Annotated in this window: 20 protein-coding genes; 5 read left to right on the top strand and 15 right to left on the bottom strand. The window is 37.2% G+C overall.

Annotation, left to right across the window (positions count from 1 at the left end; translation table 11 throughout):
• Positions 1-54 precede the first annotated feature (54 nt).
• Together HYG79_RS07650 and arsS are read left to right on the top strand one after the other, a co-directional pair.
• The gene (locus HYG79_RS07650) at positions 55-390 is read left to right on the top strand and encodes an arsenosugar biosynthesis-associated peroxidase-like protein (protein ID WP_179243510.1); all 336 of its coding nucleotides are present in this window, start codon (positions 55-57) and stop codon (positions 388-390) included.
• A gap of 117 nt (positions 391-507) precedes the next feature.
• Positions 508-1,563, top strand: coding sequence for an arsenosugar biosynthesis radical SAM (seleno)protein ArsS (arsS, locus tag HYG79_RS07655; protein WP_179241515.1), 1,056 nt, complete (start codon positions 508-510; stop codon positions 1,561-1,563).
• 70 nt (positions 1,564-1,633) lie between these two features.
• Here arsS and HYG79_RS07660 read toward each other — a convergent pair whose 3' ends face one another.
• The 4 genes from HYG79_RS07660 to HYG79_RS07675 are packed head-to-tail and all read right to left on the bottom strand — an operon-like array spanning position 1,634 to position 4,345.
• Positions 1,634-2,299, bottom strand: coding sequence for a DUF2461 domain-containing protein (locus tag HYG79_RS07660; RefSeq protein WP_179241516.1), 666 nt, complete (start codon positions 2,297-2,299; stop codon positions 1,634-1,636).
• A 4-nt stretch (positions 2,300-2,303) separates the two neighbouring features.
• Entirely contained in the window at positions 2,304-3,143 is an 840-nt protein-coding gene (locus HYG79_RS07665; RefSeq protein WP_179241517.1) for an RNA polymerase sigma factor, read from the bottom strand.
• Between the two features lie 10 nt (positions 3,144-3,153).
• Positions 3,154-3,525, bottom strand: coding sequence for a DoxX family protein (locus HYG79_RS07670; RefSeq protein ID WP_179241518.1), 372 nt, complete (start codon positions 3,523-3,525; stop codon positions 3,154-3,156).
• 19 nt (positions 3,526-3,544) lie between these two features.
• Positions 3,545-4,345 (bottom strand): SDR family NAD(P)-dependent oxidoreductase, encoded by an 801-nt coding sequence (locus HYG79_RS07675; protein ID WP_228027962.1) that lies wholly within the window; start codon positions 4,343-4,345, stop codon positions 3,545-3,547.
• 428 nt (positions 4,346-4,773) lie between these two features.
• Here HYG79_RS07675 and HYG79_RS07680 point away from each other — a divergent pair, with 428 nt between their 5' ends.
• Positions 4,774-5,391 carry a TetR/AcrR family transcriptional regulator gene (locus tag HYG79_RS07680; protein WP_179241519.1) on the top strand — a complete coding sequence of 206 codons (618 nt, stop codon included), beginning with the start codon at positions 4,774-4,776 and terminating at the stop codon, positions 5,389-5,391.
• Between the two features lie 2 nt (positions 5,392-5,393).
• On the opposite strand, the gene HYG79_RS07685 is transcribed toward HYG79_RS07680, so the two are convergent.
• The 3 genes from HYG79_RS07685 to HYG79_RS07695 are packed head-to-tail and all read right to left on the bottom strand — an operon-like array spanning position 5,394 to position 8,115.
• The gene (locus HYG79_RS07685) at positions 5,394-6,485 is read right to left on the bottom strand and encodes a glycosyltransferase family 9 protein (RefSeq protein ID WP_317168496.1); all 1,092 of its coding nucleotides are present in this window, start codon (positions 6,483-6,485) and stop codon (positions 5,394-5,396) included.
• 51 nt (positions 6,486-6,536) lie between these two features.
• Positions 6,537-7,148 carry a DUF4254 domain-containing protein gene (locus HYG79_RS07690; protein ID WP_179241520.1) on the bottom strand — a complete coding sequence of 204 codons (612 nt, stop codon included), beginning with the start codon at positions 7,146-7,148 and terminating at the stop codon, positions 6,537-6,539.
• Between the two features lie 28 nt (positions 7,149-7,176).
• A complete protein-coding gene (locus HYG79_RS07695) occupies positions 7,177-8,115 on the bottom strand; it encodes a DUF6427 family protein (RefSeq protein WP_179241521.1) in 939 nt (312 codons plus the stop codon).
• Positions 8,116-8,166: 51 nt separating this feature from the next.
• On the opposite strand from HYG79_RS07695, the gene HYG79_RS07700 reads away from it, so the two are divergent.
• Positions 8,167-8,388, top strand: coding sequence for a DUF6341 family protein (locus HYG79_RS07700; RefSeq protein WP_179241522.1), 222 nt, complete (start codon positions 8,167-8,169; stop codon positions 8,386-8,388).
• 39 nt (positions 8,389-8,427) lie between these two features.
• Here the strand turns inward: HYG79_RS07700 and purD are convergent, their stop codons facing one another.
• The 6 genes from purD to HYG79_RS18275 all read right to left on the bottom strand — a co-directional run bounded on the left by purD (position 8,428) and on the right by HYG79_RS18275 (position 15,188).
• Complete coding sequence (gene purD / locus HYG79_RS07705; protein ID WP_179241523.1) at positions 8,428-9,699, bottom strand: phosphoribosylamine--glycine ligase; 1,272 nt, start codon at positions 9,697-9,699, stop codon at positions 8,428-8,430.
• A gap of 42 nt (positions 9,700-9,741) precedes the next feature.
• Entirely contained in the window at positions 9,742-10,722 is a 981-nt protein-coding gene (locus tag HYG79_RS07710; RefSeq protein WP_179241524.1) for a UDP-glucuronic acid decarboxylase family protein, read from the bottom strand.
• A gap of 9 nt (positions 10,723-10,731) precedes the next feature.
• Entirely contained in the window at positions 10,732-12,096 is a 1,365-nt protein-coding gene (locus tag HYG79_RS07715; protein WP_179241525.1) for a sugar transferase, read from the bottom strand.
• Between the two features lie 369 nt (positions 12,097-12,465).
• Positions 12,466-13,755, bottom strand: coding sequence for an O-antigen ligase family protein (locus HYG79_RS07720; RefSeq protein WP_179241526.1), 1,290 nt, complete (start codon positions 13,753-13,755; stop codon positions 12,466-12,468).
• Positions 13,755-14,567 (bottom strand): glycosyltransferase, encoded by an 813-nt coding sequence (locus HYG79_RS07725; RefSeq protein WP_179241527.1) that lies wholly within the window; start codon positions 14,565-14,567, stop codon positions 13,755-13,757. Before HYG79_RS07725 ends, HYG79_RS07720 begins: the two co-directional genes overlap by 1 nt.
• A gap of 12 nt (positions 14,568-14,579) precedes the next feature.
• Positions 14,580-15,188, bottom strand: a complete 609-nt coding sequence (locus tag HYG79_RS18275; RefSeq protein ID WP_394367019.1) for an O-antigen ligase family protein — start codon at positions 15,186-15,188, stop codon at positions 14,580-14,582.
• Here HYG79_RS18275 and HYG79_RS18060 point away from each other — a divergent pair.
• Positions 15,166-15,330 carry a hypothetical protein gene (locus tag HYG79_RS18060; protein ID WP_228027999.1) on the top strand — a complete coding sequence of 55 codons (165 nt, stop codon included), beginning with the start codon at positions 15,166-15,168 and terminating at the stop codon, positions 15,328-15,330. The genes HYG79_RS18275 and HYG79_RS18060 overlap by 23 nt on opposite strands.
• Before the next feature lie 524 nt (positions 15,331-15,854).
• Here HYG79_RS18060 and HYG79_RS07735 read toward each other — a convergent pair.
• Positions 15,855-16,697 (bottom strand): glycosyltransferase family 2 protein, encoded by an 843-nt coding sequence (locus HYG79_RS07735; RefSeq protein WP_179241529.1) that lies wholly within the window; start codon positions 16,695-16,697, stop codon positions 15,855-15,857.
• Entirely contained in the window at positions 16,694-17,500 is an 807-nt protein-coding gene (locus HYG79_RS07740; RefSeq protein WP_228027963.1) for a 6-hydroxymethylpterin diphosphokinase MptE-like protein, read from the bottom strand. Before HYG79_RS07740 ends, HYG79_RS07735 begins: the two co-directional genes overlap by 4 nt.
• Positions 17,501-17,504 lie beyond the last annotated feature (4 nt).

The following is a 17,504-nucleotide window of genomic DNA, read 5'->3' on the forward strand; positions in this document are numbered from 1 at the left end:
ATAAATTTGGACACCACTACAAAACAGAATATAGAACCTAAAACACATAAAAAGATGGCAGATACGTATTACAATCCGAAAGATTTGCGAAAATTTGGAAAAATTACCGAGTGGAGTGAAGAACTGGGTACTAAGTTTTTTGATTATTACGGTAAGGTTTTCGAAGAAGGCGCACTAAGTGCAAGGGAGAAGTCCTTAATTGCATTGGCGGTTTCCCATGTGGTAAAATGCCCCTATTGCATAGACGCCTACACGAAAGACGGTTTGCAAAAAGGTGTTACCAAAGAAGAAATGATGGAAGCGGTACATGTTGGAGCAGCGATTGAAAGCGGCGCAACTTTAGTGCACGGTGTGCAGATGATGAACAAATACGATAAATTGTCGATGTAATCGACAGAACGCTGCGCTCTTACATGTAAGACCGCTTCGCTTTTGGAAAATAGATAATTAATAGAGTTCAACTGGTGGTTTCTTAATACGCACCACTGCGAACTCAATACTAAAAATATGGCTACGAAATCATTAAAGGCAAAGGGTAATGAGCTGGCCCAAAGTAACCGACAGCTCGATATTTTAAACGGAGGCGTCTTTGCCGACGGGGAGCTCCCTTATTTTAAGGACAAGATCAATGAAATAGGGCATTTTCCGTTGCGCCCCAAGAAATTGGAAATCCTTCAAATCAACGTGGGGTATATGTGTAACCAAGTTTGTGAACATTGCCATGTGGATGCGGGTCCGGACCGAAAGGAAATCATGACCCGTGAAACCATGCAACAATGCTTGGCAGTCATTAAGAACACCGGAGCGCATACGCTTGATCTCACGGGCGGTGCACCAGAGATGAACCCTGATTTTGAATGGTTCGTAGAAGAAGCGGCCAAGGCGGGCATCAAGGATTTTATCGTGCGTTCGAACTTGACCATCATACGGGCCAATAAAAAATATTATCACTTGCCGGATTTCTTTAAAAAACACAACGTGCACGTCATCTCATCCATGCCGCACTACACCCGTGGAAAAACGGATAAGCAGCGCGGTGACGGTGTTTTTGACAAGTCCATCAAAGCCTTGCAAGAGTTGAATGCACGTGGTTATGGCATGCCTGGCAGCGATTTACGATTGGATTTGGTGTACAACCCCTCAGGGGCGTACTTACCAGGTGACCAAATGGCTATGGAAAAGGACTTTAAAAAGGCTCTGGACGAAGATTTTGGGATTCAGTTTCACAATCTTTTCGCCATAACCAATTTACCTATTGCCCGTTTTCTGGATTACCTGATTGCATCCGAAAATTATGAGGACTATATGTATGCGTTGGTCGAGGCATACAATCCGTCGGCAGTGGCCAATGTCATGTGTACCAACACCATTTCCATTAGTTGGGACGGCTGGCTGTACGATTGTGACTTTAACCAAATGCTGGATCTTAAAGTGGCCAGTAAGGTAAAACACATAAAAGATTATAATGAAGATTTATTAAACGATAGAAATATTATCATCTCCCAGCATTGCTATGGGTGTACCGCTGGGGCGGGGAGTAGTTGCCAAGGGACAGTTGCGTAGACTCCTTTTGATGACTTATGGAAAAGTAATCTTGGTATCTATACGTACTATTAACAAATGTATACTGTTATCATAACGCTCGATTTAAAAATCCTATTATAGGTTTTACTTCTCCAAAATATTCAATGATTTTTGAAACTGCATTTTCAGAAGTGATTTCCTTATCCGTCAATTTCCGCATTGTGTAGAACCCTTTCATTCGTAAGTATGCTATTGCAGGACTTTCTTTGTCAAATCCTTTCGGTACAGTTTTTAATTCGGATGGCGATTCAATTCCGTTTGGGTATGTTTCTTTAAAAGATTTTGAGTTCAGTAGCGATTCCCATTCATTGAGGTCGTGTTCTATTTCTTTTCTAAACTTGTTCAAAGTTGGTGTTTGTGGCATATAAACTCCGCCACCCACAAAACAATTGTTCGGTTCTAAATGTAGATAATAACTTGCGTGTTCAGATTTCCGTCCGTTGGGATTGAAATTAGCAAAGTAGTTCGTCTTATAAGGCGATTTGTCATCTGAAAATCGAATATCTCGATTGATTCGTTTAATACATTTTTTGGCTTGTAAATCTTGCTTTTCAATATCGCCATCTATGGAAGCAAGTCCGCTTATAATGTCAGATACAAAATTTTCAAAATCTGCTCGTGATTTCTTATAATCAGTTTGGTTGTCTTTAAACCATTCGGTTGTATTGTTTTTTTTGAGCTCTGTCAAAAAAGCAAGTGTTTTATCTTGTAGCATAATTTTAGTTTTGAATGGTTTCTATTTCATCTATTGCCAATCTTGTGCATTGCATTATAATATCTTGCATATCTGCTCCTTCACTATTTAAAGGGTCAATCGCCGCTACCAGATCAGCTCGTAATTGGTATAGTTTTTCTTTTGGTTCTTTTTCTGAAGACTTAACCATTTTAATCTTCATCAATTCCTCTTGTTTGGTCTGTTTTGGATTATAAATGCCTGCCAGTTCTGTACATTGATGACAAGCACCATTTTTGTTGATTAAGGCACAGCGATTGTCAAAAATTTCAATCATTGTCTTACGCGCATTGAATAGCAAATGCTTAACTACGCCTTCTGTTTTGCCCAAAATATCTGCTATTTCTGTTCTTGAAAAGTAATATATATCTTTTAGGATAATGGCAATCTGCTCTTCTAATGTCAAGGTTTTGGAAATACAGGTAAAGCAAAAATCTATATGCTCTTTTACTTCGTACCGACCTCGATTAGAAGTTTGATTGGTCATTACAAAAAGCTGTTGAATGTATTCGGTTGACATAGCCAACGATTTTGCTTGGTCTTGAGCATTGGGCAACCATCTTTTTTTCTTTTTCAAAAAATCGTAAGCAAGATTTGTGGCGATTTGAAACACCCACGTTTTAAATGCTGAATTGCCTTTAAAAGTCGATATTTTATCAAATGCCTTTACAAACGTATCGTGCGTTAAATCATCAGTATCGTTTCGGTCGGTCAATAATCGATACAAATATGATTTTAATTGTGGTTGAAATTCCGCAAATAGACATTGGAAGGCTTTAATGTCGCCTTCCAAAGCTTTTTTTAAGTTATTATTTTCTGTTTCCATAATCTTTCTATTAAACAAAGCGTTCGTCTGTTGCGACATATTTTGCATACATCAAGGCAGCACCAGCCATTGCCGTATCTCGGAATATTCCGATAAACTGAACAAAGTCGCCTTCCATTGCTTTTGGTATATGGATTATGAATACGAAAAGTATAAGTTCCAATGCTAAGAGCACAGATGCTAATTTATCGAATTTCTTGAAAGCCGCAGCTACTGCGAACGCAATGAGACAGACACCTGAAAAGTAAATCCAAAAAACCTTAAATGGTAAATAATCTGGAATATAATCTATCGTGAATTCTGTAGGGCCAAAATGTAAGAACCCAAAAACTGCGAATGGTAAGATGAACAACCATTTTCCTAAATTTAATATTGATTTCATATGTTACTATTTATTATTTTTAAATTACACTTGCTGTTCCAAAATCCACATCCACGATATGACTGTTCAATGCAGCTCCAGCGTCCGAAACTAAGAATGCGGCTACTTTTCCTGTATCTTTTGTGGTCAATGACCTCTTTAAAAGTCCACCATTTGACATTTGCTCTGCCATAATTTCTGCTGGAATACCAATCGTTTTTGCGTTTTCAATTGTTGTTTCTATGATTGTTCTCGTTTCTGGCATTGCTGTGGGATTGATGCAAATAACCTTGATACCAGACATACCGAATTCTGTAGCGAAGGTTCTTGTGAGTCCTTCAATTCCTGTGCAAGCTGCCGTAATGCCTGACATAAATGGTGATTTAAGTCTTGAAAGCCTTGCGGTCAATAATAGAATTGTGCCTTTGGATTCTGTTTGTTGCATATATTTTGCAGCGATTCGTGATGTAAGAAATTGCGAACCTAAATGAACTTGAATAGGTTTCATAAAAGTCTCGAAAGGTATTTGTGTGGATGGTTGTCCATAACCGCCATCTTTAGCTCGAATGCCGATACCGTTGAAAACAATGTCAAGTTTTCCTTCCTCCTCAACAATTTGTTTTAGGAAGTTGTCTATCTCGTTTTCGTTTGTTGCATCAACCTTGAAGGGTTTTGCAAAATCGCCATTGGCAATTATTTCTGCTGAAAGCGATTCCACTTCGTTTAAATTCCGTCCCGAAACATAAACGATTGCACCTTCTTTTGCCATTTCGATAGCCACTTCCCGAGCTATCGCTCCATTGGCTGCAAATACTGCTGCTACTTTGTTTTGTAATTTCATAATCCTTGTTTTTTAATGGTTTATACGCTTTAGACTTTTGAGCGAAACAAAACGGTCGGGATTTTTCGAATTATTTCTTAATCCATATGAAATCCTATGTAAAATAATGATGTTAGGGTGGACTTTATGTACGAATTCAATTCAGCAATACCTATGCTAATCATAGCAAAAAATGTAGTGTTACGTCCTGAATCAAACATGAGGGATAACGAAATAAAAACTTAGAATTGGTGTTTTTGTCTTAAAAACCGGCCACTTAAACCAACCAGCTGGTCTATTCAATAAGGTATAAAACAAGCAGTTCATCTATATTTTGAACGTTGAACGATTTTTTATACCGTTACAACCAAAGAATCCGTAGCAGCTTACGTTTCAGAAGTTATCTGTAACAGACTTTACAGTCTTTTTTGTCATAAAACCCAAATCTTATGGAAAAAAGCTTGAAACGCATGGCTACCTTGCAACGTATGTTGAATACCGGACTGGAACTATTTTACAAAAATGGTTTCTACAACACCAGTGTTGACGATATCCTGAAAAAGCTTTCCCTTTCCAAAGGGGCCTTTTACTACCATTTTGAGTCCAAAGAGGATTTTTTCAGACAGATTACCCAAAACCTGATCGTCAAAAAGGTATACAGTATGCTCATAGAGCCTATTGAAAGTCACGAAAACACATTGATATTGTTGGAGGACTGTTTTGATAATGCCCTGGAAACCGCCGTGCATAACGAAATGGATTTTGGTTTTGTACTCAGTAATTTTATTAATGAGTTTAATGGCAAAAATCCGGAAATCATGAAATACCTCAACGATATTCTAAAAGTTTGGGAAGTGAACTTGATATCGGCCATACAACGCGGTAAGTTCAATGGTCATATTGATAGGCATGTAGATGCCGAAGGTGTAGCCTTGTTCTTAATGAGTTCCTTTATGGGCATTCGCACGCTTATGGTCGAAACGGCTCCCAGCGCCAGAAAATATCGATTTATGGCACAGATACGACAGTACTTTAAGGCTATCGAGGCCAAACCCATAAATATCTAAAGCTATGTATGCTCCAAAAGGAATGCTATTTTAGAAACAATACTATCGGGTGATATGGTTTCGATAGCTTTTTCATATCCATTAGGCATTGTATTCCCATAAATGGATGTGGGAATGAGCGGATATTTTTCCCTGTTGGACAACAACATGTTTGTATTGGACTGCCCAAATGGTGCAAAACCTGCATACGGGTGCGTAACGCCCCAAAGGGTAATGACGGGCACGCCGTACATAGCGGCCAAGTGGGCATTGCCGCTATCCATAGCGAGCATACCATTTAAGTTTGAAATAAGTGACAGTTCATCGGCAAATGACAGCTTCCCTACAATATTGATACAATTGGAAAACGTATCTTCCCAAGCTTCCAGTTGTTTTTGCTCCTCTTTTCCCCCACCAAAGAGTATGATCTGATATTTTTCGGAATTATTTAATCGATCAAGTACCTTTTCCATTAAGTGCAGAGGATACATTTTGCCCTTAAATGCTGCGAACGGTGCTATTCCTATTCTTTTAAGACCTGCATCATCGCCCACGATTCCACTAACGCTTTTCGGCAGATGTTCCCTTGATAATGTACAGGGTTGTTTAAAATCGATTGGAAAACCGAGTTCCCCAAAAACGTCGGCATATCTTTGGTGAGTGGTTTTCAATGGCTCAAATACCTTGTTCTTTAGCGAGGTCAACGCTTTTTTTTCTGCTCTGCCCTTATCTATCTGTAAAAATGGTGTTTTCGAAAATTGAAAGAAAAATTTTAAGATATTGCTGCGCAGCACATTATGCAAATCGGCCACAGCTTGAATGTTAAGCGGCTTAAGTTCTTTGTATAGTCGGTACAGCCCCAAAAGCCCTTTATGGCTTTTTTTTACATCAACGGAGTGTACCGTTACGTTGTGTATCTGAGAGAAAATAGGCATAAAAAATGCCTTTGTAAGCACTGTGACCTTAAGCCCGGGGTATTTTGCAACAAGCGCCATGAGAACCGGCACGGTCATGGCCACGTCTCCCATGGCGGATAATCTTATGACCAATATATGTGGCCTCCCAGTCCCTGAAGAGGGAACTGTGCTGCTGGCTATATCGTCTTCTTCTAACAATTCAACTATTTGATCAAAAACCATTTAAAAACATCGCGCACGGTTTTACCCTTACTTCGGAGACTGGGTTTTTCGAAGTACGGGATTTAATTCATCATCATTGTACATCTTCATTTGTTTGTACACTTTCATATATTTTTTACCTGACTCGATATCGTTCAACAATTGGTCGATTGCCGTAGAAAGGTCTTTTTTCTGTTCCAATAAGATCGCTAGTTTTGTTTTACATTTTTCCAAATGCTCGACCGAGGCATCGTTTCTGGTTACCTCCTCGTTCATGTGATAAATTTTTAAGGCCAAGATCGATAACCGGTCTATGGCCCAGGCCGGACTTTCGGTGTTTATCATGGCGTCCTTCAATATTTCGACCGATTGGTATTTTTTAAGAAAATAACTGTCTATATATTCCACCAAATCCGTTCTATCTTGATTGCTGGCATCAATCTTTCGCTTCAGGTCCAATGCCGCCACCGGCTCGATATTGGGATCTCGTATGATATCCTCATAATGCCATTGTACGGTATCTATCCAATTTTTTCGATACAACAAATGAGCAATATCGTCTTTTGGATATGGATTTTCAAATGATTGATACACATCGTCCTTAATATGATATCTCTCTATACTTTCATTGAAGATTTTGAAGGCAAACTCGCTGAACATACTAACTGTTTTATACAAAGATACCTATTTATCGCATCGCCAATCCCGAGAAGAATATGATAAACGGAATTACGATGGACAAAATGAGTACGACTTCCTTGATGTTGGGTTTTTTTATGGCTTCGATATAGTTTGTAAAAAACACGACCGCCGGAAAAAAGGTGATGATGATAGGGTAGGTTCCCGAAGAGGTCTTTAATACTTTTAACAAAATCCCCAAGATAAAAAACAGTACGATCAAACGCATGGTCGCAATCCTACCTATGCCCGCTTTACCCATTCTTATAAAAGTAAAAAGGCTGGCCACAAATACGATAACGGCATATATAATAAGCTTGGCACTATTTTGCAGATTTAAAAAGTAGCCTTTATCAAATTCAAAGGAAAACGTGTAATGTGCCATCAAAAAACCTTCTTGGCCCGCAAGGATAAGCAAGGCCCATACTATCATTAAAACCGTGAACACGCCAATAAAGGGTACCATCCAGTTTCTGATATTCTTTGGTTCGTAAAAATAAATGGCGATAAATACCAATAGTATGAATATCAGTGCCATATCATAAAAAAGACTGGCCACACATATCCAAAGCGTAGCATCAAAAATTTTAAGCTTTATATTTTTTAGGGATTTGATACTGATCAGCCTTCTTAAGCCCAACAACAGGAAGAAATTACAAAGTATGGCGTTGTTGTCTACCAGTACTTCAGGAAAAACAACGATAAGCATGGTATACAGAACTATGGCAAACGAATTTTGACCTGTGATCTTGTTGCGCTTAACGATAAAATTGACCACAAAAAAACTGAATGTTAAAATACCAAGAACAAGTGTTTGTGGAAAAAGTTCATTGGGGGTATAGGTCTTGCCAAATACAAAAAAGTTTACCATCCAATAGAACAGGAACAGGAACGAAAGAACAATGATGTGGTTTATGGGCTTCGTTTTTCCAAAAATGCTCGAAATCATCCTAGAAACTTTCTATTTTTTTATACTTTTGCATGGTAAATATAACGTAACATGAAGGCATTTTTTGAAGCGATAGAGGATTTATTTGTAAACGGACTTTTTTTACCATTGGATTTTTTACGCTCTATGGAGAGTTGGTGGGCCGCCAATGGCTTTAATTGGTTGTTCGTTGTCATTGGCTTCATCGCTTTTGGCTACTGGATGTTACAATTGAAGAAATATAACGATAACGACGAAGAGGACAAGAGCATTACCGCCCATCAATACCTATAACGTTGCCTTTGTTCCGCTGCGAAGGTTAGGTTTGCGAGCTTATAGGTCAAACCCGATATCGGTTCGATAATACATCTTGTCAAAATGTAGTTTTTCTATATTTTCATAGGATTTTTTTAATGCCTCTTGAAAACTTTCCCCATAAGAAGTTACCGCTAATACGCGGCCCCCATTGGTGACTATGGCATCCTCTTTTCTAGTTGTTCCCGCGTGAAAAACCAATGAGCCGGAAACCTTCTCAAAGCCTGAAATTTTCTCTCCTTTTTTATATGCCTCGGGATAACCGCCCGAAACGGCCATGACGGCGGTGGCCGAACGTTCATCTATTTGTAAATCAATGGTATCCAAAGTTTGATTCGCTACGGCTTGAAGCACCTCTACCAAATCGTTTTGTATTCTTGGGATAACCACTTCGGTCTCCGGGTCGCCCAAACGCACGTTATATTCGATAACCTTAGCATCGTCCCCTACTTTTATAAGGCCGATGAAAATAAAACCCTTGTACGGCAAATTATCAATTTTAAGGCCTTCTACGGTAGGCTTAACGATTTGCTCGTGTATTTTATCCATAAACGCCTTATCGGCAAAAGGAACAGGGGATATTGCCCCCATACCGCCCGTGTTGAGGCCCGTATCGCCTTCGCCGATACGTTTATAATCTTTCGCCGTTGGGAGTAGCTTATAACCTTTTCCGTCGGTAAGCACAAAAGCACTGAGTTCTATTCCGTCCAAAAACTCCTCGATGACAACCGTTGTGCTTGCGTTACCAAATTTAGCATCTACCAACATGGTCTTCAGCTCATTTTTGGCCTCTTGTAGATTGTCAAGAATCAAGACTCCTTTGCCGGCAGCCAAACCATCCGCCTTTAGTACATACGGCGCTCTAAGTGTTTCCAAAAAAGCATATCCTTGCTCCAAAGTATCTGCTTTAAAACTTTGGTAAGCCGCCGTGGGAATATTATGGCGCATCATAAACTCCTTGGCAAACCCCTTGCTCCCTTCCAAGGTAGCCGCTGCTTTTTGGGGACCTATGACGGGAATGTTCTTGAGCTCCTCATCGTTTAGAAAAAAATCATGCACGCCGTTCACTAAAGGGTCTTCCGGACCAACGATGACCATATGGATATTTTCTTGGAGCACGGTATTTTTTATGGCTTCAAAATCGTTGACGCTGATCGATATGTTTTTTGCGATGGATGCGGTACCCGCATTCCCTGGGGCGACGAAAAGCTGATCGAGTTTTGGGCTTTGGTAAAGTTTCCAGGCCAAGGTATGTTCACGGCCACCGGAACCTAAAATAAGGATATTCATGGTAAAAAGTTTGGGCAAAAATACAGTTTGATGCTTGAATAGCTATAGCTTTCCCGAAAAATCCCTGTGTTCTTTTTTTTGAAGTTCTTCCGGGGACAGGGATTTGAAATACCCATATACTTTTTTGAGCCCCTCGGCACGCTTTACCTTGGGTTCCCAACCCAAAACTTTCTTTGCACGGGTAATATCCGGTTGGCGTTGTAATGGGTCATCTTTTGGTAAGGGCCTGTAAATTATCTTTTGATCCGTTCCCGTCAATTTGATAATTTCCTCAGCAAATTCCTTAATGGTTGTCTCATCGGGATTCCCTATGTTCACAGGCTCTACATAGTCGCTCATCAACAGACGATATATACCTTCTACCTGATCATCTATGTATGTAAACGACCTGGTTTGCGAACCGTCCCCAAAAACGGTCAAGTCCTCCCCTCGTAAAGCTTGTCCCATAAAAGCAGGTACTACCCGCCCGTCATTAAGTCGCATGCGAGAGCCATAGGTGTTGAATATTCTAACAATACGGGTATCCAACCCATGATGTCTATGGTATGCCATGGTAATGGCTTCCATAAAGCGTTTGGCCTCATCATATACCCCTCTCGGCCCGACCGGGCTTACATTACCATAGTATTCTTCGTTTTGCGGGTGTACCAAAGGGTCCCCGTACACCTCTGATGTGGAGGCTACAAGAATTGTTGCTTTTTTGTCCATCGCCAATCCTAACAAATTCAACGTACCCAAGGAACCTACTTTTAGGGTTTCGATCGGTATTTTCAAGTAGTCGATAGGACTTGCAGGAGAGGCGAAGTGCAAAATATAGTCCAATGTGCCGGGCAAATGTACAAATGTGGAAACATCATGGTGATGAAACTCAAAACTGGCCAGAGGAAATAGATGCTCAATGTTCCTGAGGTCTCCCGTAATAAGGTTGTCCATACCGATGACATAGTACCCCTCGGCAATAAATCGATCACATAAATGTGACCCTAAAAATCCTGCTGCACCTGTTATAAGTATTTTTTTCATCTTAATATTTTATACTCCTCTCGAAAACAGAACTGTTGTTACGGTTTTAAAGATAATTCGCAAATCTAGGGTTATGGAGCGGTTTTTAATGTAATATAGGTCATATTCCAATTTTTTGACTGAATCATCAAGGTTCTCTCCATATTTATATTTTACTTGTGCCCACCCTGTAATACCGGGTCGTATTAGATGGCGTGCATTATAGAAGGGGACTCGACTGTTCAGTTGGTTTACGAACACCTTTCGCTCGGGTCTTGGTCCAATAAATTGCATATCACCTTTTATTACCGAAATAATTTGCGGTAACTCATCTATTCTAAATGCACGCAGAATTCTACCAAATGGCGTAATTCTCGCATCGTTTTTGGCCGCCATTTTGGCACCGGTCTTTTCTGCGTCTACCACCATAGACCTAAATTTATAAATCTTAAATTCCTTCCCATGCAACCCGACTCTTTTTTGAGTGTAAAATAATGGTCCTCGATTAAATAATAAGTTGAAAGACCAAACAAAGGGAAGGCAAAGTAAAAAAACGACTCCCAAAACTAAAGCCAATGTCAAATTAATTCCGAAACCGAAAATAGTTTGCAAGTATCTTATTTTTCTATTTCTAAGCTGTAGTATTTCATAAAAACTATCGTTATGGGATTGTATGGGCAGGGCTTCATAAGTGTTTTCGTAAAACGAAGTGAAAGATATTACTTCTCTTCCTTTAAGTATACTCATTAACATGACCTTTTCAATATCCGATGGTAGTTCGTTGTAGTTCTCAACATTTATTATCCATGCATCTATCTTTTCTGTTGCTTTCAAAAAATTTTGTTTTGCACCAATGAGCTGGTTAATATTGTATGTAAGCTTTACCTTGTAGAAGGTTTCTTCTTCGTCACCGTCTATCAGATTTATTACCCTCCTGACTTCTGACTGGTCTTCGTTATCATAAATGAACAAAACATTTTTTGTGGTTGGTATAATCCTAAATACATTCACGAAAAAAAGTCGCCATAATGCTATCTCAAGCGGTGTTAATATTAAAAAAAGTAGAAGGTGTTTAATATAAAAACTGGCATCAAAAACAATTAAACTGAAAATGAATACCGTTAAAACGAATAAAGCGGTAATATAAATGGCTTGCGAAACTACATATTTTCGTTTTAATGTTCGCTGTAGATTGTAAAGGTCCAATATATATGAAAGCGCCAAAAAAGATATTATACCAAAGCTGATTACTACTACTTTTAGTTTAAGTGAAATAAACTGAGGGTCTATAGCCTCAATTACGAAATAGTTTAGACTTGTAATCACTATGAACAAATCTCCTAACAGGAGGATGAACTTACGTTCCAACAGATTCAAGATAGAAGGTCTGGCCATATTATTTATAAAATATTTGGGCCTACTGTACAATAGAAATGTAAAAGGCCAAAATCTTTACAAAAGAAACGATTTGTACTTTCTAAAAATAATCAATACTGTTTTTAATTGAAAATACTGTTGTTTTCTAAGGTAATTCAATAGTGTTTTTACCGTGATACCATTGGTTAAAAAGTATTGGTTTTTGATATCACTCAGATTATAGTCCTATAAACTGTTTGAGCAAAAACTTCATTAAAACTATAAAGAACTATACTAACCAATAGCTTAAAGCTACCATTAGCAGTGGTTTTATTTTGCCTTACATCAAGGGATGTCATAACTTTATGGAATAAGAGCTTGTCACTCAAACCACACGAGTTATATCAATTATTGTTTCGTGTTGAGCTGTTTTATTCTGTAATAGAACAAAGAATTAAAAAAGGTGAAAAAAACTATTCCCCAATGCCGTTGAATGAAGTTTTCGGACAAAAAACCCATTGTTATGATTATAAGAAAAGACAAATACAAAAAGTCTATGTTCAACCATGCATATCTAAAATAATAGAACAAGAAAGCAATAAGCAACAACACGCCCGGAAGGCCATATCGCAATTGATAATCCAAAAATTGATTATGTGAATTAAAAAATTGCATCCTCCATAACTCATTGTTTTTTTTGTAAGTGTCTATGAGTTTATCTTGTACATCCCCTGTCCCGTAACCAATAAATGGTGATTCTTTTGCCAATTCTAAGGAATTTTTCCAAATAACTACTCTATTGGTTTTCTTGAACCAAAAGGAGTCATATTCTACCTGCAAGTTCTTGTATTCATAATAATTTTCAAGCTTTTTCCCTGTCAGGTAATTATAATAATCATAAGCCTCTTGAACAGCTCTATTTGGAACGTCCATTAAAAAACGGTTTACAAGCATCAAAACAGACCCCAACAAAAAAATATATAGTATGAGTATCTTGAATTTAAAATTTTTGACCAAATAGAAAATCGGAACAAAAAACAACACTGCCACCAGTGAAATAATCGGCATTTTAGCTGTTAGTGACACTAAGAAAACCAGTACAATAAAAATGAGTAACAGTATAAAAGACTTAATAAAAAAAGATTGCTCTTTCATAAAAAAATAACTCAACGAAAAAATATTGAGTAAAAAAAATGTGGCATAGTACGTTGGGTGCATAACTTCCTTAGAAAAAAACTGATTAAACTTGAAAAGGAAGTTTTCTTCGGAAATTCCAGTTAGCAGTTCGGAAAGGTCGTAATTGAAAAAATATAGTATTGCATTCAAAAAAAAGACAACACATCCAAAAACAAAGGCAAGTTGAAGGTAATCGTATTGTCTGGCCTTAAAAGATACCGTACCAAAAATAACGGGCAAAATCAAAAAACTAGAAACTCTTGTCAAATAATTGAACCCGTACTCAACATTTGAGGTATATACTAAACCTAAAACGGCAATTAGGAAAGGAAAGGAATGAATGGCCAATATCTTAAAATCCTTAAATAGTACTTTGCCTTTGACGACACCATACAACCAAGCCAAAAAAGTAAATACAATACAGTAAGAATTAAGGTTTAGGTCGTAGGGCAAAATAAATATACCGCAACCTAAAGAAAATAGAATAACATTATTGAAATCAAAAAAGGTTTTATAAGGCATTAGGATCGAATAATGTAGTTGTAAAAAACACCAAGGATTTTTTTTGGTAAAAACCTCAACGGTAATCGCAGAAAAATAGCTTTTAAGAACGCAAGGTTCCCAATGAAGCCTATATCCTTTAGTTTTCTGTAAAAATTAATTTCGTGTTTGGCATACGAAAGGCCCAGTCTTCTACCTATCATATCTTGCCCAATTCTTACGTTTACCAATGATTCTTGTATATTATAAAAAATACAGTCGTTCATAAACATTCTCGCCCACAGATAGTAATCCTCAAAATAAAACATAGTCTTGTAATTTCCCGAAATTAGTATTTTGTTTTTTTTTGCCATTATAGAAACATGGTTCATGGTATTTCTGACTTTGAGCTTACTTTTTATCTCTAAATTTTTTTCCGGAACTTTTCTAGTGGCTATTATGTTTGAAGTTGTTTCCTTAAATTCATCTATAAATGTCCCTAAGACATCGATTTCTTTGTGTTTTTTTAAGAAAGCTATTTGTCTCTCAAACCTTTCTGGTTTGGATATATCGTCAGAATCCATTCTAGCTACCAATTCATAAGAGCAATATTCAATACCTTTAGAAAGAGCCTTTCCAAGGCCAACATTGGTAGCAAGCTTAACCCTTTCCACTGGTGCTGTTTTAGAAAACTCCTTGATTATAGCAAAGAGTTTGTCTGGTAAGGGACCATCCTCAACAATAACAATTTGTGTAGGCTTCAAAGATTGTTGTATCCATATACTATCCAGTGCCTCTTTAAGATAAGTTGGATTATCCTTTTCATAAACTGACATTAATACAGAAAAATTCATTCATCTAACGTGTTAGGGGGTGTTGTCAGTTTTGGGCCTATACAAAGTATTAATAATGATAAACATAATAACAAAATAAACTCCAATATTTGAAATGTTGACGATTATATCCGAAAACCCCAATAACAAGATATAATTGACCACACCTGGTATTAACAAGTATATTTTATTATTGAATTTTCTATATTGTCTTATGCTAAAACGAACAACATAATATAATACCGAAAAAAAACTCAAAATGCCTATAACACCAATATCTACCAACATTTGTAATGTATTGTTATGAAGGCTTATTTGTGTCGGGTTTGGCCAATTCGAAAATAAATATTCATATTCGTAAGAAATGCCGGAAATAAATTGACCTACATTACCGTATCCAAACAGAAGCTCAGTAACAGAGGGGTCATAGTGTTCAAAGAAGATTTCCCATATAACATCTCGCCATGATAAAAGTGTGGTATTTTCTCGTGAAAACTGTTCTAAATCAAATACATATGTATCCAAAAAAAACATTACTGACAAAAACAAGCTCACAGAAAAGATAAAGAACAAAAAAATCAGCAATTGATTACGAACCCATAACCTCCTGATACCAAATATGAAAAAAAGAATAATCAGCAACCCAAATATGGGCCCTCTAGAATCTGTAAGAACTAAAGCTGTAAAGCTAATGGCAGCGAAAAAAAAGTCTATTGGCCTGCGTCGCTCTAACCAAAAGAATAATGAAACCAAACAAGAAATACCACAAATCATGGCAAAGTAGGCCATGCTCGGGGAAAAGATAAAGAACACCCTGTCTACACTTATATTAAAAAGCCCTAATATTGAATTTTGTCCAGCATATCTTGCTTTTTCAAATCCAAACACGTAAAGCAAAAAATTCAGTAAAATATAAGTATTCAAGATATAGGACAGCAATTTAAATTGCTTTCCTATGCTAAGTCTTAATTTACTAGCAACGATGACTTGCGCCAAAACTACATTCAAGAAAAACAGAAACACATTTACAAGAGCCTTAAACGTGAGGTCGGTATGATAATATTGTCGAATCAACGATATGGCAAACAACAGAATATATGTCCAAAATACAAGGTGAACAGGACTTTTTTTGAACCAAATTTTTTCAGTTACAATAATTTTAAAAAATAGAGCGCACATTAACCCAAGAGAAAAAAGAGTCGAATAAGTTGTGCCGGCCAGTGATTTGGAAAGCAAAAGGAATAGAAAACTTATAACAAGTAGTACGTAGTAATATTTCTCCTTGGTAATAGTCAAATTCATGTTTGATTAAAAGCTAATAAAACCTTGCGCCCTTGACACAAGATAGGCCCAATATATCGATATCCTATTTTTATTTAGGCTGAATATGCCAAAAATGATACCGCCGATTGGCACAACCACCATTTGATATAGGGATGCGGACAAAACGAAAAAAAAATGCTTTTTAAAGTATGCCCCATGCCCGACCCCGTGTCTGCGTATCTTATTTACCAATGTTGATGTCCCCTTATCCGTATGGTTAGGATGTAAAACAAAGAATTCATCGGTAAAATAACAGTTTTTTAAATTTTTAAAATAAGTGGTCACAAAATCAAACTCTTCACAACTAGGATATTCCGCACCTAGGCCCAAACGTTCATCAAAGAAGAATGAATTATATTTTTTTGCAAAAATAGATATTGATGTCACTGTTTTGAAAATATCATTCTTTTTCATCTTAAATTGTCCGACAGCTCTCTTTGTATAGGGTAGCTTATTGCCCGTTATAGTGTCCCTGGTGTCTATCGCCAATAAGTCTATCGAAGGATTATCCTGTAAGAAACCATAAACTTGGGACAATAAATCTCTTGGGTAAATACAATCATCATCAGGAAAAGCTATGTAGGACCCTTTAGCTACAGCAAGACCAATATTACGTGCTTTGGAAAGACCGGGTTCCGACTTTAAATATTGTTTGGAAAAACTATACCTTTCTTCAAAAAAAAGAAGTTCTATGTCGTTTTCTGGATTCTGATCTACTAGAATTACTTCAAATTCATTAAAGGTAGAATCATTTAAACTTTGCAACAGTTCTTTGATATACCTTATTTTTTTTATTCCAAAGGTCGCTAAGATTAAGCTAAATTTCATTTTGAAAATAGTGAGTTATAATCCACACGGTCAAAAAGATCAAGTTTGCCGCCATCTGTTGCGTTGTAAATATGTCTCCCGTCTATCTCGAACATTAACTTGGCCATTTTATAACTCTTCAGTACATTATGCAGTTTAGGGTCATGCCATTTTTTTCCTTTGCCAAAATAATCAGGGTGGAAATGGTTCACATCATCTTCGGTACTTTCAAAAACATGGCCATCAATCTTAAGGCTTGCGGGTATTTCATAATTAAAGTCCATGCCAATAAGGTACACCTCACTAAAACCTAAAAAGTATGCTAGTTGTAAATTTACGATGGTAACAGATTGCCCACAGTATATTTTTTGAGAACAATCCACAGAAAACCTTGGAATTTCAAAATATGGGCTTCTTTTCTCATAAAAGGACCTGTCCATATTAAAAAAATAAGTGTTTTCCCTATTATGAATGTCTTTTTTATATATACTAGGAAAGAAATTGTAATCAGATTTAAATTCATTGATGCGCTTTTTGTTGTCCCTCATTACGGCTCCATCTTCAACCACGTAAAAAGAAGGCTTATACCCCATTTCGTCTGTCTTATAAAAAATCCCGTTGACCGCAAAACTAAATTCATTTTTCAACAACCCAAGATCCATATTGTTCAAGGATGGACCATTGCCTAAAATAAAGCAACGTTGGCCTTCAAATTTGTTTTGAAGTTTTTTAATTTTTCCTTTGTCGTATCCAAAAATTATTCCCGGTTGATCAAGGTACCAAAGGGGTAGGTTTCTTTTAAAAAAAGATTTTAGTTTTTTCATTTTC

Source organism: Costertonia aggregata (assembly GCF_013402795.1).
Taxonomy (GTDB): Bacteria; Bacteroidota; Bacteroidia; order Flavobacteriales; family Flavobacteriaceae; genus Costertonia; species Costertonia aggregata.